Origin of the sequence: Mesorhizobium loti CJ3sym (assembly GCF_000472785.1) — a bacterium.
Lineage (GTDB): Bacteria > Pseudomonadota > Alphaproteobacteria > Rhizobiales > Rhizobiaceae > Mesorhizobium > Mesorhizobium loti_E.
On the sequence record NZ_AXAL01000014.1, the window covers coordinates 96032 to 112588 of the forward strand.

General features: G+C 63.9%; 14 protein-coding genes. 6 read left to right on the top strand and 8 right to left on the bottom strand.

Annotated elements, in window-relative coordinates; genetic code table 11:
• Positions 1-9 precede the first annotated feature (9 nt).
• The gene (locus A3A9_RS0120340; RefSeq protein ID WP_027060416.1) at positions 10-2193 is read right to left on the bottom strand and encodes a primosomal protein N'; all 2184 of its coding nucleotides are present in this window, start codon (positions 2191-2193) and stop codon (positions 10-12) included.
• A gap of 92 nt (positions 2194-2285) precedes the next feature.
• On the opposite strand from A3A9_RS0120340, the gene fsa reads away from it, so the two are divergent.
• Complete coding sequence (gene fsa / locus A3A9_RS0120345) at positions 2286-2942, top strand: fructose-6-phosphate aldolase (RefSeq protein WP_027060417.1); 657 nt, start codon at positions 2286-2288, stop codon at positions 2940-2942.
• Positions 2943-3019: 77 nt separating this feature from the next.
• On the opposite strand, the gene A3A9_RS0120350 is transcribed toward fsa, so the two are convergent.
• The 3 genes from A3A9_RS0120350 to leuS form a co-directional block, all read right to left on the bottom strand.
• Complete coding sequence (locus tag A3A9_RS0120350; RefSeq protein ID WP_027060418.1) at positions 3020-5566, bottom strand: DNA translocase FtsK; 2547 nt, start codon at positions 5564-5566, stop codon at positions 3020-3022.
• A 256-nt stretch (positions 5567-5822) separates the two neighbouring features.
• Positions 5823-6407, bottom strand: coding sequence for an LPS assembly lipoprotein LptE (locus A3A9_RS0120355; RefSeq protein WP_027060419.1), 585 nt, complete (start codon positions 6405-6407; stop codon positions 5823-5825).
• Complete coding sequence (leuS, locus tag A3A9_RS0120360) at positions 6394-9018, bottom strand: leucine--tRNA ligase (protein ID WP_027060420.1); 2625 nt, start codon at positions 9016-9018, stop codon at positions 6394-6396. The genes A3A9_RS0120355 and leuS overlap by 14 nt, the downstream gene beginning before the upstream one ends.
• A gap of 155 nt (positions 9019-9173) precedes the next feature.
• Between leuS and A3A9_RS0120365 the strand changes: the two genes are divergently transcribed.
• From A3A9_RS0120365 to A3A9_RS0120375, 3 genes are all read left to right on the top strand, one after another.
• Entirely contained in the window at positions 9174-9836 is a 663-nt protein-coding gene (locus tag A3A9_RS0120365; protein WP_027060421.1) for a YggS family pyridoxal phosphate-dependent enzyme, read from the top strand.
• A 104-nt stretch (positions 9837-9940) separates the two neighbouring features.
• Complete coding sequence (locus tag A3A9_RS0120370) at positions 9941-10990, top strand: aldo/keto reductase (protein WP_027060422.1); 1050 nt, start codon at positions 9941-9943, stop codon at positions 10988-10990.
• Positions 10991-11188: 198 nt separating this feature from the next.
• Positions 11189-11449, top strand: coding sequence for a hypothetical protein (locus A3A9_RS0120375; RefSeq protein WP_152536145.1), 261 nt, complete (start codon positions 11189-11191; stop codon positions 11447-11449).
• Positions 11450-11482: 33 nt separating this feature from the next.
• Here A3A9_RS0120375 and A3A9_RS39155 read toward each other — a convergent pair whose 3' ends face one another.
• Together A3A9_RS39155 and A3A9_RS0120385 are read right to left on the bottom strand one after the other, a co-directional pair.
• Positions 11483-12208: a neutral zinc metallopeptidase gene (locus A3A9_RS39155; RefSeq protein ID WP_082222152.1), complete on the bottom strand. Its 726-nt coding sequence runs from the start codon at positions 12206-12208 to the stop codon at positions 11483-11485.
• A 178-nt stretch (positions 12209-12386) separates the two neighbouring features.
• Positions 12387-13292 carry a LysR substrate-binding domain-containing protein gene (locus A3A9_RS0120385; RefSeq protein WP_027060424.1) on the bottom strand — a complete coding sequence of 302 codons (906 nt, stop codon included), beginning with the start codon at positions 13290-13292 and terminating at the stop codon, positions 12387-12389.
• 126 nt (positions 13293-13418) lie between these two features.
• Here A3A9_RS0120385 and A3A9_RS0120390 point away from each other — a divergent pair, with 126 nt between their 5' ends.
• Both A3A9_RS0120390 and A3A9_RS0120395 read left to right on the top strand, forming a co-directional pair.
• The gene (locus A3A9_RS0120390) at positions 13419-14600 is read left to right on the top strand and encodes an MFS transporter (protein WP_027060425.1); all 1182 of its coding nucleotides are present in this window, start codon (positions 13419-13421) and stop codon (positions 14598-14600) included.
• 61 nt (positions 14601-14661) lie between these two features.
• Positions 14662-15696, top strand: a complete 1035-nt coding sequence (locus A3A9_RS0120395; RefSeq protein WP_027060426.1) for an aldo/keto reductase — start codon at positions 14662-14664, stop codon at positions 15694-15696.
• A 51-nt stretch (positions 15697-15747) separates the two neighbouring features.
• On the opposite strand, the gene A3A9_RS0120400 is transcribed toward A3A9_RS0120395, so the two are convergent.
• Entirely contained in the window at positions 15748-16140 is a 393-nt protein-coding gene (locus A3A9_RS0120400) for a DoxX family protein (protein WP_027060427.1), read from the bottom strand.
• 124 nt (positions 16141-16264) lie between these two features.
• Positions 16265-16537, bottom strand: a complete 273-nt coding sequence (locus A3A9_RS0120405) for an usg protein (RefSeq protein ID WP_027060428.1) — start codon at positions 16535-16537, stop codon at positions 16265-16267.
• Positions 16538-16557: the final 20 nt, after the last annotated feature.

Below are 16557 nucleotides of genomic sequence, written 5' to 3' on the forward strand. Positions count from 1 at the left end.
AGCGCGACCTCACAAAAAGCTCTGCGGATCGATATCGACCTGCACCCGGACCGAGCCGCGCTGCTTCGGCCCATTGGCCAGCATGGCGCGGATAAACCCTTGCATGTCGGCGCGGCGTTCGCCCTGGATCAGCAGGCGGAAGCGGTGGCGGCCGCCGAGCAGGGACAGCGGCGCTTCCGCCGGCCCCAGCACGAACAAATCGGTGGCCTCGGACGCGGCGCGGCGCAGGCCGCGGGCATGACCCTCGGCTTCGGCGCGCGTCACTGCGCTGACAATGACGCCGGCCAGCCGACCGAAGGGCGGCAAGGCCGCCCGTTCACGCTCGGCGATCTCGCGCTCGTAAAAAGCCTCGGCGTCGCCGGAGACGATCGCCCGCATCACCGGATGGTCGGGCTGGAAGGTCTGCAGCAGGCCAAGGCTCTTCTTGCCAGTGCGGCCGGCGCGGCCGGTCACCTGGCTGAGCAGCTGGAAGGTGCGCTCGGCGGCGCGTGGATCGCCATTGGCAAGACCAAGATCGGCGTCGACGACGCCGACCAGCGTCATGTTTGGGAAATTATGCCCCTTGGCGACGAGCTGCGTACCGATGACGATGTCGGCCTCGCCATCGGCGATCGCCTCCAGTTCCAGCCGCAGCCGCCGCACGCCGCCCATCAGATCGGATGACAGAACGATTGTGCGCGCATCGGGAAAATGCGTGACGACCTCCTCGGCGATGCGCTCGACGCCCGGGCCACACGCAACCAGATGATCGAGCGTGCCGCATTCAGGGCAGGCTTCGGGGCGGCGCTCATTGTGCCCGCAATGGTGGCAGACCAATTGGCCGCGAAAGCGATGCTCGACCAGCCAGGCCGAGCAGACCGGACAGCCGAATCGGTGGCCGCAAACCCGGCATAGCGTCAGCGGCGCGTAGCCGCGCCGGTTGAGGAACAGCAGCGACTGCTCCTTCTTCTCCAGCGTCCGGCGTATATGGTCGATCAGCACCGGCGACAGGAAGCCGCCCCGTGCCGGCGGCGCGCGCCGCATGTCGATCGACCTCAGCTGTGGCAGTGCGGCTTCAGCGAAACGGGCAGAGAGAATGGCTCTGCTGTATTTGCCCTGGCTCGCATTGACCCGGCTTTCGACCGATGGCGTCGCCGATGCCAGCACGACCGGAAAGCCGCCGATATGGCCGCGCACCACCGCCATGTCGCGCGCATTGTAGAAGACGCGGTCTTCCTGCTTGTAAGCAGGGTCGTGCTCCTCATCGACGACGATCAGGCCAAGCTCCTTGAACGGCAGGAACAGCGCCGAGCGCGCGCCAGCAACGACGCGCACGCTGCCCTCCGCCACTTGCCGCCAGACTTTTTCGCGCATCCGGGGCGGCAGGTCGGAATGCCATTCACCCGGCTTGGCGCCGAAGCGCTGTTGGAAACGCTCGAGGAAAGCGTGGGTCAGCGCGATTTCCGGCAAAAGGATCAGCACCTGCTTGCCCCGATCGAGCGCGGCCGCCACCGCCTCGAAATAGACTTCCGTCTTGCCGGACCCGGTGACCCCGTCGAGCAACGCAACATTGAACACGCCGGCCGCGACATTGGCGCGCAGCATCAATGCGGCGTCGCTCTGGTCCGGCATCAATTCGGGCACGGCATAGCTCGGGTCGGGCGCGGCCACCACCGGGCGCGGCGGAATCATCACCGTCTCGAACACGCCTTGCGCCTTCAAACCCTCGATCACCGTCGACGACACGCCGGCGGCGTGCGCAAGCCCCGAGCGCGTCCAAGCAAGGCCACCCTCAGCCGTCTCCAGCACACGCGCCCGCGCATCCGTCATCCGGTCCGGAATGATGAGCGTGCGCTGCAAGCCTTCGATCCAGGGTTCCGGATCGAAAGCCTCAGGCGCCCTGAGCAGCATGCGCGCCACCATGCCCGGCGCCGACAGCGTGTATTGCGCCACCCAGTCGACGAAGCGGCGCATGGCCCGGTCGATCGGCGGGCAGTCGAAGACCTGTTCGATCGGGCGCAGCTTTTTGGCGTCGATATTTTCGATCGCGCCATCCCAGACGATGCCGGCGACCTGGCGCGGCCCAAGCGGCACCCGCACGATCGACCCCGGTACCACACGCATGCCGGCAGGCACGGCATAGGTGTAGGGGCGTTCGGCTGGCATCGGCACCAGCACCGGTGCGGCCGCGACAAAGGGCGAATCTTCGATCATGAGGCGTGACCTTGCCCCGACTTTGGTCTAGATCAAAGAGCAACGCTGAACGTGCCTTCCCCAAGCACGACGAAATCGTCAGGAGACCCGTCATGAAATTTTTTGTCGACACCGCCGATATCAAGGACATCCGCGAGCTCCACGATCTGGGTCTGCTCGACGGCGTCACCACCAACCCGTCGCTGATCCTGAAATCTGGCGGCAAGATCGCCGAAGTCACCAAGCAGATTTGCGATATCGTCGAAGGTCCGGTCTCAGCCGAAGTCGTGGCGAGCGAGTACAAGGACATGATGGTGGAGGCCGAGGTGCTGGCCAAGATCGCGCCCAATGTCTGCATCAAGGTGCCGCTGACGTTGGACGGCCTGAGGGCCTGCAAGACGATCCGCACCCAGATGAACCGCATGGTCAACGTCACGCTGTGCTTCTCGGCCAACCAGGCGCTGCTCGCCGCCAAGGCCGGCGCCTCGTTCATCTCGCCCTTCGTCGGCCGCATCGACGACACCGGCTCGGACGGCATGGAGCTGATCCAGGAGATCCGGCAGATCTACGACAATTACGATTACCAGACCGAGATCCTCGTCGCTTCGGTGCGCACGGTGAACCATGTCAAGCAGGCAGCCCTCATCGGCGCCGACGTCGTGACCGCACCGCCGGCGACGCTGAAGGCGCTGGTCAAGCACCCGCTGACCGACAAGGGCCTGGACCAGTTCGCCGCCGATTGGGCAAAGACCGGCCAGAAGATCGGCTGAAGTCTCACGGATTCAAAGGAAAAAGGCCGGGTTAACCGGCCTTTTTTATGCAGTGCGAATGACAGAGAGCCTGTCCGTCAATCCGCGCCGTCATCGTCAGGCAGGGCTGCCTGTGGGCGCCGGCCCATGATGATCTCGCGCTTGCCGACATGGTTGGGCGCGCCGACCAGACCTTCCTTTTCCATGCGTTCCACCAGGGAAGCCGCTCGGTTGTAGCCGATGCCAAGGCGGCGCTGGATGTAGGACGTCGAGCACTTCTTGTCGCGAACCACCACCTTGACCGCCTCGTCATAAGTGGAATCATTGTCTTCGGCCGCCACCGATCCTTTATCGAAGACCGCGCCCTGATCGTCGTCGACCTCCTCTTCATCCTCGTCGGCGGTCACGGTCTCCAGATATTCCGGGCGGCCCTGCGCCTTCAAATGCGCCACGACATGCTCGACCTCCGCATCGGACACGAAGGGCCCATGCACGCGCGAAATGCGCCCACCACCCATCATGTGCAGCATGTCGCCCTGACCGAGCAGCTGTTCGGCGCCCTGCTCGCCCAGGATGGTGCGGCTGTCGATCTTGGATGTCACCTGGAAGGAAATCCGGGTCGGGAAGTTGGCCTTGATCGTCCCGGTGATGACATCGACGGATGGGCGTTGTGTTGCCATGATGAGATGGATGCCGGCGGCGCGCGCCATCTGCGCCAGGCGCTGGATGGCGCCTTCGATCTCCTTGCCGGCGACCATCATCAGGTCGGCCATCTCGTCGACGATGACGACGATGTAGGGCATCGGCGAGAGGTCGATTTCCTGCTGCTCGAACAGTGGCTCGCCGGTGCCTTTTTCGAAGCCGGCCTGCACCGTCATGACGACCGTCTCGCCCTTGTCGCGCGCGGCGGCGGCGCGCTCATTGTAGCCATCGATGTTTCGCACACCGAGCCGCGCCATCTTGCGGTAGCGGTCCTCCATCTCGCGCACCGCCCATTTGAGTGCGGTGACGGCCTTTTTTGGATCCGTGACGACGGGGGTCAGAAGATGCGGGATGCCGTCATAGACGGAAAGTTCGAGCATCTTGGGATCGACCATGATCAGCCGGCATTCTTCCGGCTTCAGCCGGTAGAGCAGCGACAGGATCATGGTGTTGATGGCGACCGACTTGCCCGAGCCGGTGGTGCCGGCGACGAGCAGATGCGGCATCTTCGCCAGTTCGGCGATAACGGGCTCACCGCCGATCGTCTTGCCGAGGCAAAGCGCCAACTTGCAGCTGGTGTTGCGGAAACCCTGCGATTCGATCAACTCGCGGAAGTAGACAGTTTCGCGTGTTTCGTTGGGAAGCTCGATGCCGATGACGTTGCGGCCGGGCACGACAGCGACGCGCGCTGAAACCGCCGACATGGAGCGGGCGATATCGTCGGCGAGACCGATGACGCGTGACGATTTGACGCCCGGCGCCGGCTCGAACTCATAAAGGGTGACGACCGGGCCGGGGCGAACATGGATGATCTCGCCGCGCACGCCGAAATCCTCGAGTACGCTTTCCAGAAGATCGGCATTCTGTTCAAGCCGCTCCTGCGACATATAGAAGCCTTGTCCTTCCGGCGGCTGCTGCAGCAGCTCTTCCGAGGGAAGTTCATACGCCTCGCCAGTCGTGGCTGGCACGATCTTGCCGACCATGGGCAGCGGCGAAGATGCGCGCAGGGCCGGAGCCTGGGCGGTCTCCTCCACGCCTTGCGCGGCCTGCGCCACGACGGCGTTGCTGGCAGCGGCTGGAATTGCGACCGCCGCCCGCTTTCGCTGCGCCGCGCTGCTCACCGCCGGCTGGCTCACGGCTTCGTTCGAGTTGGCCGGACGAACGTCCGGCTGCGCCGGCGAAGCTTGCAGGCCCGGACGGCATTCGATGACACGGAACAGCGCCGTGGGATCGGCCGTGGGCGCGGCGCGAACGTCGACCCGCTGGGCGACATCAGGCGCGGCTGCACGCGGGACCGCGCGTGGCGCTGCTAACGGAGCTTCGATCATGTACGGCGCCATGACCTCGAAAAAGACGTGGTCCGACAGATAGGGCCAGCGCACGGTTTCGTGGCCCGGTGTCTTGACCGGCGCCGCCATTGCCTGGGCAGATGCACGTGCAGTCACCGCTGTCCGCGGCACCGCCGGCAACCGCGCCTTTTCGCCGCTATTCCCGGCTGGACCGGATGGCACGACAGGCTGCCTTTCATGGTTCGGGGCTCTGTTGCCGGGTCGGGCAGCATCCAAAGCAGGATTCCGGCTGCTCATCGGTGCCGGCGAAGCGGCGTGCGACGCCACAGCGGATTTTGCGATGGTTTGCGGCGCCGGCTGCGCCAGCGGCTCGTTTTGCGCGACGCCATTCTGCTCGTGCCGTGGATGGCGTGTGCTCGCTTCGTAATCTGGCGTGCGCGTGAATCGCACATTGGGCGCCAGGAAGAAATAGTCCTGCCAGGCCGGGCTCTCATTGCCTCCGAGATCGACGGGCGGTGGGGAATTGGTGGCTTTGGCTGCGCCGGTCCGCTGGCCATCCGCCTTGCCGCCAATGCCGTCAAAACGCTTTCCGTCGGGGTCATCGGGCGAAGCTGGCTTCAATGAATTGACCCGAGGAAAACGCTTGGATTCCATTCTCAAGACTCACGCTGAAACGTCTGCTGAGCAATAGGGAGCGAGTGGTTAACAGTTGCTTCCCGTCAGCACGTTGGAGCGAACGAAATGTGCCTTTCGCAGCGATGGCGGACGAGCCGGATTCGAACCGTTGATCGTCATCCCACGATCATCCGTTCATCGACATGCACAGGGCCAAAAAGAAAAATCTCGGCCAGCGCAAAGCGGGCCGAGCACCAGGATCGAGATGGCGTCTTTCTAGAGGCGAAAAATGGTTCTAGCCAGCCCTCTTGCCGTGCCGGACCAGATCCTGGGCGATGGACAGTTGCAGGGCCTCGCCCAGTTCGCGCGCTGCGCGGTTTTCGGCATCGATCTGTGCCCGATACGAGGCAAATTCCTGCCGCGGCCTGTCGAAGGACGAGGTGATCGCGCGCTTACCGACCGTGACGACGGCGCCGGTTTTCGCATCGGTCAGCGTATAGCTGGCGGTCAACGTCACTGAACCTGCGGTCGGCTCGTCTTCATCGGTCTGGATTTGCACGAGGGCCGAGGATTCGACGGCTTCGGTCACGCTGAGATCGAGCGAATAGAGCGGTGAGGCCGGCTCGCCGGCGCCACGTCCAAAGCCGAAGATCAGATTGTTGCGCACCTGCTGGGCATAACGCGTCTTGACCGGCTTGATGGCGATCGACGCCAGTTCGGAATTGGCTGTAGCGTTCGAGCCCGTCGACAACGGCGCGTTGGAATAGAGCGGCCGCACCGTGCAGGCCGAAACCAGCGCCAGCGAGCCGACGAGCCCGGCAACCGCGATGCGGCGCAGCAAATGGCTCCGCTCTGTCTTTTCCCGATCAGGCAACGACATTGACGATCCTCTGCGGCACGATGATCACCTTGCGCGGAACTTTACCTTCAAGTGCTTTCTGCACGAAGTCGAGAGCCAATACCGCTTTTTCGACCGCACCTTGGTCCGCGTCGCGGGCAATTGTCAAATCCCCCCGCTTCTTGCCGTTGACCTGCACCGGATAGGTCACTTCATTGTCGACGACGAGCGCCGGATCGAAGACCGGCCACGGCCGTTCGGCGACCAGATCGGTGCCGCCGAGCGTTTCCCAGCACTCCTCGGCCAGATGCGGCATGACAGGCGCGACCAGATGCACCAGGATCTCCACCGCCTGCCGGCAGGCGCCCTGCAGTGCCAAATCGGCCTTGCCTTCCGCCACCTCGTTGAGCGGCGCGGTCAGCACATTGGCCAGTTCATAGATGCGGGCGATGGCGCGGTTGAAGCCGAGTTTCTCGATGTCCTCGCCGACCGCCTTCAGGATCTTGTGCGTGGCCTTCGAGACCGCTCCCGCCTCACCGGCGTCGGCCGCGGCGGGCTTGACGCCTGCCAGTGCCTCGGCCGCTGTCGCCGCCAGCCGCCAGATGCGCTGCATGAAGCGATGCGCGCCGGCAGCGCCATCATCGGTCCATTCGACATCGCGCTCGGGCGGCGAGTCCGACAGCATGAACCAGCGCGCCGTGTCCGCGCCGTAGCCGTCGGTAATGTCTTCCGGGCTGACCGTGTTCTTCTTCGACTTCGACATCTTTTCGAGTGGGCCGATCGTCACGTCTTCGCCCGTGGCGATGTCGAAGGCGCGGCGTTCACCGTCGACGCCTTCCAGCCGCACCTCGGTCGGCGCCAGCCAGCGACCATTCGATGCCGATCCGACACGATAGGTTTCGTGGACCACCATGCCTTGCGTGAACAGGCCCTTGAACGGCTCGGCCAGATCGACATGGCCGGTCTCGCGCATGGCGCGGGTGAAGAAGCGCGAATAGAGCAGGTGCAGGATCGCATGCTCGATGCCGCCAATATACTGGTCGACCGGCAGCCACTCGTTGGCCGCCTTGGGATCGGTCGGCTCATGCGCCCAAGGCGCAGTGAAGCGGGCAAAATACCAGGACGAATCGACGAACGTGTCCATCGTGTCGGTCTCGCGGCGCGCATCCCTGCCGCAGTGCGGGCACGTCACATGCCGCCAGGTCGGATGCCGGTCGAGCGGATTGCCCGGCCGGTCGAAATCGACATCGTCGGGCAGCTTGACCGGCAGGTCGGCCTTCGGCACCGGCACCACGCCGCAATGCTCGCAATGGATCATCGGGATCGGGCAGCCCCAGTAGCGCTGGCGCGAAATGCCCCAGTCGCGCAGGCGGAAATTCACCTTGCGCTCGGCCATCGGCCGGTTGCCGATCGTCTTCTCCTCCAGCAGTTTTGCGACTTCGTCGAACGCCTGGCTCGGCTTCATGCCATCGAGGAAACGCGAATTGATCATCGCGCCATCGTCGCCATACGCCACGTCGATGATCTGAAAGGTCGCCTGATTCTCGCCCTCCGGCATCACCACCGGCACCACCGTCAGGCCGTATTTGTTGGCGAAGTCGAGGTCGCGCTGGTCGTGCGCCGGGCAGCCGAAAATGGCACCGGTGCCGTATTCCATCAGCACGAAATTGGCGACATAGACAGGCAGCGTCCAGCTGTCGTCGAACGGATGGACGACGCGGATTCCGGTATCGAAACCCTTCTTCTCCGCCGTCTCCAGCGCTGCCACCGAAGTGCCCATATGGCGGACCTCGTCGATGAACTTCGCCAGTTCTGGATTGGTCTCGGCAGCTTTTTTGGCCAGCGGGTGATCAGCGGCGATCGCCATGAAGGAGGCGCCGAAAATGGTGTCGGGCCGCGTCGTGTAGACTTCCAGCTCGTGCTCGCTGGCAATGTCCGAGGCCAGGGGCCAGCGGATCAGCAAACCTTCAGAACGGCCAATCCAGTTCTGCTGCATCAGCTTCACTTTTTCGGGCCATTCGTCGAGGCCGTCGAGCGAATCCAGCAGATCCTGGGCAAAGTCGGTGATCTTGAAGAACCACTGCGTCAGTTCGCGCTGTTCGACCAGCGCGCCCGAGCGCCAGCCGCGCCCGTCGATGACCTGCTCGTTGGCCAGCACGGTCATATCCTCCGGATCCCAATTGACCTTGGAGGATTTGCGCGTCACCAGCCCCTTCTCGACGAAATCGAGGAACAGCATCTGCTGGCGGTGGTAGTAATCGACGTCGCAGGTGGCGAATTCGCGCGCCCAGTCCAGCGACAGGCCCATCACCTTGAGCTGCTCGCGCATCGTGGCGATGTTCTGGTAGGTCCATTCCTTGGGGTGGACCTTGTTTTGCATCGCCGCGTTCTCGGCCGGCATGCCGAAGGCGTCCCAGCCCATCGGGTGCAGCACATTGAATCCCTTGGCCCGCTTGTAGCGCGCCACCACGTCGCCCATCGTGTAGTTGCGGGTGTGGCCGATATGGATCTTCCCCGACGGATAGGGGAACATCTCGAGCACGTAGTATTTCGGCTTGGGATCGTCATTGTGCGCTTCGAACAGCTTCTTCTCGGCCCAGGCCTTCTGCCATTTGGGCTCTGACGCGCGCGGATTGTATCGTTCGGTTGCCATGGGGCGTTTTTCACTTAAAAGCATGCGCGAACCGCGGGCGACAGCTCGGCAGTTCAGGGAATGTGGTCCGGGTGTTCACCATGGTTTGGCAAACCCGTCAACCATATGGGCATCGCGGCGACTAAAAACGCGGGTCAAAACAGCGGGATTTGCATATGGGTGACACGGTTCAGCAGTTTTTCGCGGTCATGGCGAAGATCGCCGCCGCCGAGCAGGAAGCCCGCCGCGAGGCCGGCGCGGTGACGCTGGTGGCCGTATCCAAGACTTTTGAATCCGCCGAGATCAGCCCGGTCATCGAGGCTGGCCAGCGCGTCTTCGGCGAAAACCGCGTGCAGGAGGCACAAGGCAAATGGCCTGATCTGAAGCAGGCTTTTCCCGACATCGAGCTGCATCTTATCGGCCCCCTGCAGTCCAACAAAGCCAAGGAGGCGGTGGCATTGTTCGATGTCATCGAGACCGTCGATCGCGAGAAGATCGCCGCTGAACTCGCCAAGGAGATTGCCCGGCAAGGCCGCGCACCAAAACTCTATGTTCAGGTCAACACCGGCTCCGAGCCGCAGAAGGCGGGAATCGAGCCGCGCGAGGCGGTCGCTTTCGTTGCCCGGTGCCGCGATGTCCACGGCCTAGCGATAGAAGGCCTGATGTGCATCCCACCGGCCGACGAGAACCCCGGCCCGCATTTTGCATTGCTGGAAAAGCTTGGGCGCGAGGCTGGAGTCGAAAAGCTCTCGATGGGCATGTCCGGCGACTATGAGACGGCCATCGCCTTCGGCGCTACGAGCGTCAGGGTCGGCTCGGCAATTTTTGGGAGCCGCTGACAAGCCGCTAGTGTTAGTCCAGTCTGGCATGTCAGCTGAGCCACCACTGGAAACGAAACGTACCGTTCCTATTTGTTTTGTGTCATCACCCTGGAGCCTTCGCCATGCGTTACAACCAGCTTGGAAATACGGGGATGTTCGTCTCCGAACTGTGCCTCGGCACCATGACCTTCGGCGCCGCCGGCCAGAATGCCCAATGGGGCCTGATTGCCAGCCTCGACCAGAAGGGCGTCAACGAGATCGTCGGCCGCTCGATCGCCGCCGGCGTCAATTTCTTCGACACAGCCGACGTCTATTCCTTCGGCGAGACAGAGCGGCTGCTCGGCCAGTCGCTTAGGGATCTCGGCGTTGCCAGGTCGAGCGTGGTCATCGCCACCAAGGTCCATGGCGCCATGAGCGACGGCCCGAACCAGCGCGGCTCCTCGCGCGGCCACATCATGGATTCCGTCGATGCCAGCCTCGAACGGCTGCAGCTCGACCATATCGATCTCTATCAGCTGCACGGCACCGACACGGTGACGCCGATCGACGAGACGCTGCGGGCGCTCGACGATCTGGTTGCCAGCGGCAAGGTCCGTTACGTCGGCGTTTCCAACTGGGCGGCATGGCGCGTCGCCAAGGCGCTCGGCATCGCCGACCGCAAGGGCTTTGCCCGTTTCGAGACCATCCAGTCCTATTATTCGATCGCCGGCCGCGACCTCGAACGCGAGATCGTGCCGCTTATCGCTGAGGAGAAACTCGGCCTGATGGTGTGGTCGCCGATGGCCGGCGGCCTGCTGTCGGGTAAATACGGTCCCGGCGCGCCCGGCAATGGCGAGGGCCGCCGCGCGTCCTTCAACTTTCCGCCGGTCAACGAGGATCGTGCCTGGGCGGCCGTCGCCGTCATGCGCGAGATCGCAGGCAAGCACGATGTGAGCGTTGCCACGGTGGCGCTCGGCTATGTCCTGGCCAAGCCTTTCGTGATGAGCGTGATCATCGGCGCCAGCCGCATGGATCAACTCGAGCAGAACCTTGCCGCGACCCAGCTGAAGCTCGACACCGACGATCTGGTTCGCCTCGACGAGGTCAGCGCACTGCCGGCCGAATATCCCGGCTGGATGCTTGAGCGTCAAAGTGCCGGCCGGCGCCCGGCGCCGTTCACACCGCAGGCCTGATCCGTCTCCAAAGCGATGCTCCGGAAGACCGCGTGTCCGTTCGGGCGCGCGGCGTTTTTCGCGCTTCGTCAAGGCCGCTGGTCGCCTGTACCGGACACGGTTTCGCGGCTAGCATCATCATCGGAGCAGCACACCGGGATGTCAGGGGCGATGATGGCACCATCCGCTGAGGAGTTTCGAGACAGGATCGTTGCCATCATGGCTGATCGCCAAGCCGCCGCTTCTGCCAGCCCTTACGACTGGAAAGTCTGCGTCGGCGCCGTCAGTGCAGCACAAGGCGAATTCGAAAAGGTCGTCGTCGCTGGTACGGCGCATGACTACGGAGCCGCCGTCATTGCGCGCTTGGAGCGGCTGCGAGACGCATATTACGACCCGGACGGGGAATACACGTCAGGGAGATCGGACATCGGCGCCGTCGTTGAAAAGATCCGAACAGCATTGACGTCTATCGGCCAATGAGGGTGCCCGACAGGGCGATGTATGGGCCCGGCATCAAAGCGGATTGTCGGAGGTGTTGCAGTCCGCGATCGCTTTTCCGGCAAGGCCCCGATCATACCAGCGGATCCTCTGTTCTGAGGTGCCGTTCCGCGTTGCAGTCGAACCTTTGGAGGCATTGGCAACCTGATCGTCTCCAAGCGATCGCAGCAGGTCCCTGGCCTCGGTCAGATCGCTGTCCTCAAGCAGATGCCGGTCCCAGACATAGCGGCTCCACAGTCCGGCAAAACAATCGGCCTGGAGCTCGACCTGTTCCGATCGAATGATGGCGGCTTCCAGGTTACCGTCGGTGATATCAGCGTGCGGAACGGCCGAGATGGTCTGCACATGATGCCCAACCTCTCGGGCCACAATCAACGCCTTGGCGAAATCGCCGGTCAAGCCGATCTGTTGAAGCTCGGGGAACGCCGGATCGAGATAAATTTTGTGGTCCGCCGCACAGTACAATGTTCCTGAAACAGGGCCGCATGCGGTAGCGATGAGGCCGGTGAACAAAACCAGCTTGGGCTCCTCATAGGTCGATCCGCCGGCTTTGAAGGTGGCGCCCCAGAAATCCTCGGTTTCCGCCAGAACCACAGAAAGGAGCTGTTTTACGTTGTCATTTCCAGCGTTTGCAGCAGGCGTGGCTACTTTCGCGACCTCGGCAGCCTCGGAGATCGTTGGGGCGTGCGGCCTCGTCGCGATGGCAAGCAGGGACGCCGTGACCAAGGACAAGCGGACCAATTCACGCCTCCCGAATTGCCAACGCTCGCGGTGCCTGGGCGCGAGGTGTCAGCGATGACGGACGGGATTTCATATCCTGCTGCCGCCGGGTTGTCGAACCAGCCTTGGACTTGATGGCGCGTTGGTCGACCGGCGCTTCATCTCCATCGCAACACGATTTTTCGAACGCCGCGCTTCGTCAGAGCCGCACGCTCTCGGCCAGGAAATCGAGAAAGGCGCGCACCCGCGCCGGCAGATGCCGGCCCTGGCCGACATAGACCGCGTGGGTGGCCTCCTCGTCGCCTGGATTAAAATCCTCCAGCAGCTGCACCAGTCGCCCGGCGGCGATATCGGCCGCAACGTGCCAGCGCGCGAGCCGGGCGATGCCGGCGCCGGCCAGCGTCATCAGCCGCATCGCCTCGCCGTCCCCAACCAGCGTGTTGCCGGTGATCGGGACCATGATCACGCGGCCCTCTGCGTCGCGGAACGGCCAGCCGTCTATATGCCTGACGAAGCCGAAGCCCATGCGGTTGTGGCCGTCGAGATCGGCCGGCGTCAGCGGTGTGCCCTGCGTTTCGAGGTAGGAGGGTGCCGCAACCACCACCACCGGGCTTTGCCCGAGCTTGCGCGCCACCAGCCGGGATTCGCCGAGCGGCCCGGCGCGGATGGCGACATCGGCGCGTTCGGCCATCAGGTCGATGACACTGTCGGTCAGCACCAGATCAACCGAAATCTCGGGGTAGCGTTCGAGGAAACGTGGCAGTAGCGGGATCAGCCGGTGGACGCCGAAAGGCACATAGGTGTTGACGCGCAGCCGCCCGCGCGGTGCTGCACCCGCCGCCGCCTCGCGCTCGGCTGCTGCTATGTCGGCCAGGATGCGCAGCCCGCTGTCGTAGAAAGCCGACCCTTCCGGCGTCAGCTGCAGCTTGCGAGTCGAGCGGCTGACCAGTCGCGCGCCGAGCCTCGCCTCCAACCGCGCGATCAGCTTGCTGACCGCGGATGGCGTCATGCGCAGGTCGCGTGCCGCAGCCGAGAAGCTGCCCGCTTCCACAACGCGTACGAAAACCTCGATCTCGCCGGAGCGGTTTGTGTCGGACCTGGCCATCTGTGAATCTATTTCACAGACAATGTGCCCAGTGCAAGTCTGGTTCACAGTGCATGGCAACACGATCTTTCCGGTCGGGGCGCGGATTTGGACAAGGCGCTCGTCACCTTCGAAGTGGGAACCGCCATGCCTCTTGCTCTCTATGCCCTCGCCGCCGGCGCCTTCGGCATCGGCGTCACCGAATTCGTCATCATGGGCCTGCTGCTCGATGTCAGCAAAGATCTCGGCGTCTCGATCTCGGCCGCCGGCCAGCTGATTTCAGGCTATGCGTTGGGCGTCGTCATCGGCGCGCCTTTGTTGACCATCGCCACCGGCAACTGGCCGCGCAAGACGGTCCTTCTGGCGCTGATGGCGATTTTCACCATTGGCAATCTCGCCTGTGCGCTGGCGCCCGACTACTGGACGCTGATGGGCGCACGCATCATCACCGCCTTCGCTCACGGCACCTTCTTCGGCGTCGGCTCGGTCGTCGCCACCGGCCTGGTCGCGCCCAACAAGAAGGCTTCGGCGATCGCGCTGATGTTCACCGGCCTGACCATCGCCAACATCCTCGGCGTGCCCTTCGGCACCTGGCTCGGCCAGGCTTTCGGCTGGCGCGTCACCTTCTGGGCGGTGACCGTGGTTGGTCTGGCGGCCTTCGCCGTTATTCTGGCGTTGGTGCCGCGCAGCCAGGCAGCGCCCGAGAAGAACGATTTGCGCGCCGATCTCGCCGTGCTGCGCCGCACGCCGGTCCTGCTCGGCCTTGCCACCACCGTGCTCGGCTATGCCGGCGTCTTTGCCGTCTTCACCTACATCGCTCCCTTGCTGACCGAGATAAGCGGCTTCAAGGAAACAGCCGTGTCGCCGATCCTGCTCGTCTTCGGCGGCGGCCTCATCGCCGGCAATCTCGCCGGCGGCAAGATTGCCGACCGCTGGCTGGTGCCGGCGGTGCTCGGCAGCCTCGTGGTGCTGGCCCTGGTGCTGGCAACCATGAGCTTCGCCATCCACAGCCAAATCATGGCCGTCATCTATGTCGGCCTGCTCGGTGCCGCCGCCTTCGCCACCGTGGCGCCGCTGCAGATGTGGGTGCTGGAGAAGGCACAAGGGGCCGGCCAGAGCCTCGCCTCGTCCTTCAACATCGCCGCCTTCAATCTCGGCAACGCCGCCGGCGCCTGGCTTGGCGGCGCGGTCATCGCCCATGGCCTTGGCCTGGGTTCGCTCACCTGGGTCGCCGCCTTGCTGCCGGTCGCGGCACTCGGCGTGGCGGGACTGGCGCTACGCCTCGACCGTACCAACGCGCTCGGCGCGCCTGTCTCCGTCCGGTCCTGACGCCTTCCGCAAACCGGTTTGCTTTCGACACCCTCCCTTTCACACCACCAGGAGTAAGAAAATGGACTATCGACGTCTCGGTGCATCGGGCCTGAAAGTGCCCGCACTCTCCTTCGGCGCCGGTACCTTCGGCGGCTCGGGTCCGCTGTTCGGCGCCTGGGGTAACAGCGACGCCAAGGAAGCGCGGCGGCTCGTCGACATCTGCCTGGAGGCAGGCGTCAATCTGTTCGACACAGCCGACGTCTATTCGAACGGCGCTTCCGAAGAGGTGCTCGGCGAAGCGATAAACGGCCGTCGCGATGCCGTGCTGATCTCGACCAAGACCTCTTTGCCAATGGGCGACGGCCCGGCCGATTGCGGCTCCTCCCGTTCGCGGTTGATCAAATCCGTCGACGCCGCGCTGAAGCGCCTCGGCACCGATTACATCGACCTGTTGCAGCTCCACGCCTTCGATGCCGGCACGCCGATCGACGAGGTGCTGTCGACGCTGGATGACCTCGTGCGCGCCGGCAAGCTGCGTTATGTCGGCGTCTCGAATTTTTCCGGCTGGCAAGTGATGAAGTCGCTGGCCGAAGCCGACAACCACGGCTACCCGCGCTACGCCGCGCACCAAGTCTACTATTCGCTGGTCGGCCGCGACTATGAGTGGGAGCTCATGCCGCTCGGCCTCGACCAGGGCGTCGGCGCGCTGGTGTGGAGCCCGCTCGGCTGGGGCCGGCTGACCGGCAAGATCCGCCGTGGCCAGCCGCTGCCGGAAAAGAGCCGGCTGCATGACACCGCAAGCTTCGGTCCGCCGGTCGCGGACGAGCATCTCTACCGGGTCATGGACGCACTTGACGCGGTGGCGCAGGAAACCGGCAAGACCGTGCCGCAGATCGCCATCAACTGGCTGCTGCAGCGCCCGACCGTGTCATCGGTCATCATCGGCGCCCGTAATGAGGAGCAGCTGCGGCAGAACCTCGGTGCCGTCGGCTGGATGCTGACACCGGAACAGGTAAAAAAACTCGACGCGGCAAGCGAAGTCACCGCGCCCTACCCGTATTTCCCCTATCGCCGCCAGGAAGGCTTTGCCCGGCTGAACCCGCCAGCGGTCTGACATCTCCTTGCCTGGGCCGCGTGACGCGCGACCCGGGCACCCGGAAACACCCTATCCCCAGATCGGCCAAAGTGCCGCCTGGCCGCTGCCGATCAAGGCGATAACGACCAGGCAGACGATCCACAGTGCCGGATATTCCCAGCCGCCGCCCGCATTGGTGAACCAGAACCCGTTCTTGCCGTGAACGAGCACGATCGTGCCCGCCATCAGGGGAATGAGCAGGATGGCCGCCAGCCGCGTGGCGACGCCGGAGATCAGGCCAAGCCCGCCAGCCGTTTCGGCGGCAATGGAAATCAAGCCGAAATAGCCGGGCACGCCGAGCGACTGGAAATAGTCGGTCGTGCCCTTGGGCGTGAAGACGAAGTATTTCAGATAGGCATGGGCAAGAAACAGGCCGCCGACGCTGACCCGAAGCAGCAGCGCGGCATAGTCGAAAGCGGTCATGTCCGTTCTCCCAATCGCGAACGCCGCTTTGGGCACCCTGCCTTGCCGCGCCGCCGGTTGAGGATAGCCGACAGCCGCCTTGCTGTCGCCGCGCGAGAATGGAAACAGACCGTCTGCGGCACGCTCAGTGCAGCACGAACTCGCCATCCACCTTGCGCCATTCATTCGGCGCGATCAGCTTCTGGTGCGTGTAGACGACCGAGTGCAGCGGCCCGTCGAGCTTGGCCTTCCAGAATTCGATGAAACGGATCAGCACCGGAAACTTCGGCGCCAGGTCGTAGTCCTGCCAGATGAAGCTCTGCAGCAGGTGCGGATGATCGGGAAAATGATAGAGAATCTTGGCCGTGGTCAGGCCATAGCCTTTGAGCATCAGGTCCATTTCGGAATGGTCGCGCATGGCGGTCCCCAGGTTGAGTC

Coding starts and splice junctions, on each gene's coding strand:
- A3A9_RS0120340 (WP_027060416.1), bottom strand. CDS start 2,193: ATGATCGAAGATTCGCCCTTTGTCGCGGCCGCACCGGTGCTGGTGCCG.
- fsa (WP_027060417.1), top strand. CDS start 2,286: ATGAAATTTTTTGTCGACACCGCCGATATCAAGGACATCCGCGAGCTC.
- A3A9_RS0120350 (WP_027060418.1), bottom strand. CDS start 5,566: ATGGAATCCAAGCGTTTTCCTCGGGTCAATTCATTGAAGCCAGCTTCG.
- A3A9_RS0120355 (WP_027060419.1), bottom strand. CDS start 6,407: ATGTCGTTGCCTGATCGGGAAAAGACAGAGCGGAGCCATTTGCTGCGC.
- leuS (WP_027060420.1), bottom strand. CDS start 9,018: ATGGCAACCGAACGATACAATCCGCGCGCGTCAGAGCCCAAATGGCAG.
- A3A9_RS0120365 (WP_027060421.1), top strand. CDS start 9,174: ATGGGTGACACGGTTCAGCAGTTTTTCGCGGTCATGGCGAAGATCGCC.
- A3A9_RS0120370 (WP_027060422.1), top strand. CDS start 9,941: ATGCGTTACAACCAGCTTGGAAATACGGGGATGTTCGTCTCCGAACTG.
- A3A9_RS0120375 (WP_152536145.1), top strand. CDS start 11,189: ATGGCTGATCGCCAAGCCGCCGCTTCTGCCAGCCCTTACGACTGGAAA.
- A3A9_RS0120385 (WP_027060424.1), bottom strand. CDS start 13,292: ATGGCCAGGTCCGACACAAACCGCTCCGGCGAGATCGAGGTTTTCGTA.
- A3A9_RS0120390 (WP_027060425.1), top strand. CDS start 13,419: ATGCCTCTTGCTCTCTATGCCCTCGCCGCCGGCGCCTTCGGCATCGGC.
- A3A9_RS0120395 (WP_027060426.1), top strand. CDS start 14,662: ATGGACTATCGACGTCTCGGTGCATCGGGCCTGAAAGTGCCCGCACTC.
- A3A9_RS0120400 (WP_027060427.1), bottom strand. CDS start 16,140: ATGACCGCTTTCGACTATGCCGCGCTGCTGCTTCGGGTCAGCGTCGGC.
- A3A9_RS0120405 (WP_027060428.1), bottom strand. CDS start 16,537: ATGCGCGACCATTCCGAAATGGACCTGATGCTCAAAGGCTATGGCCTG.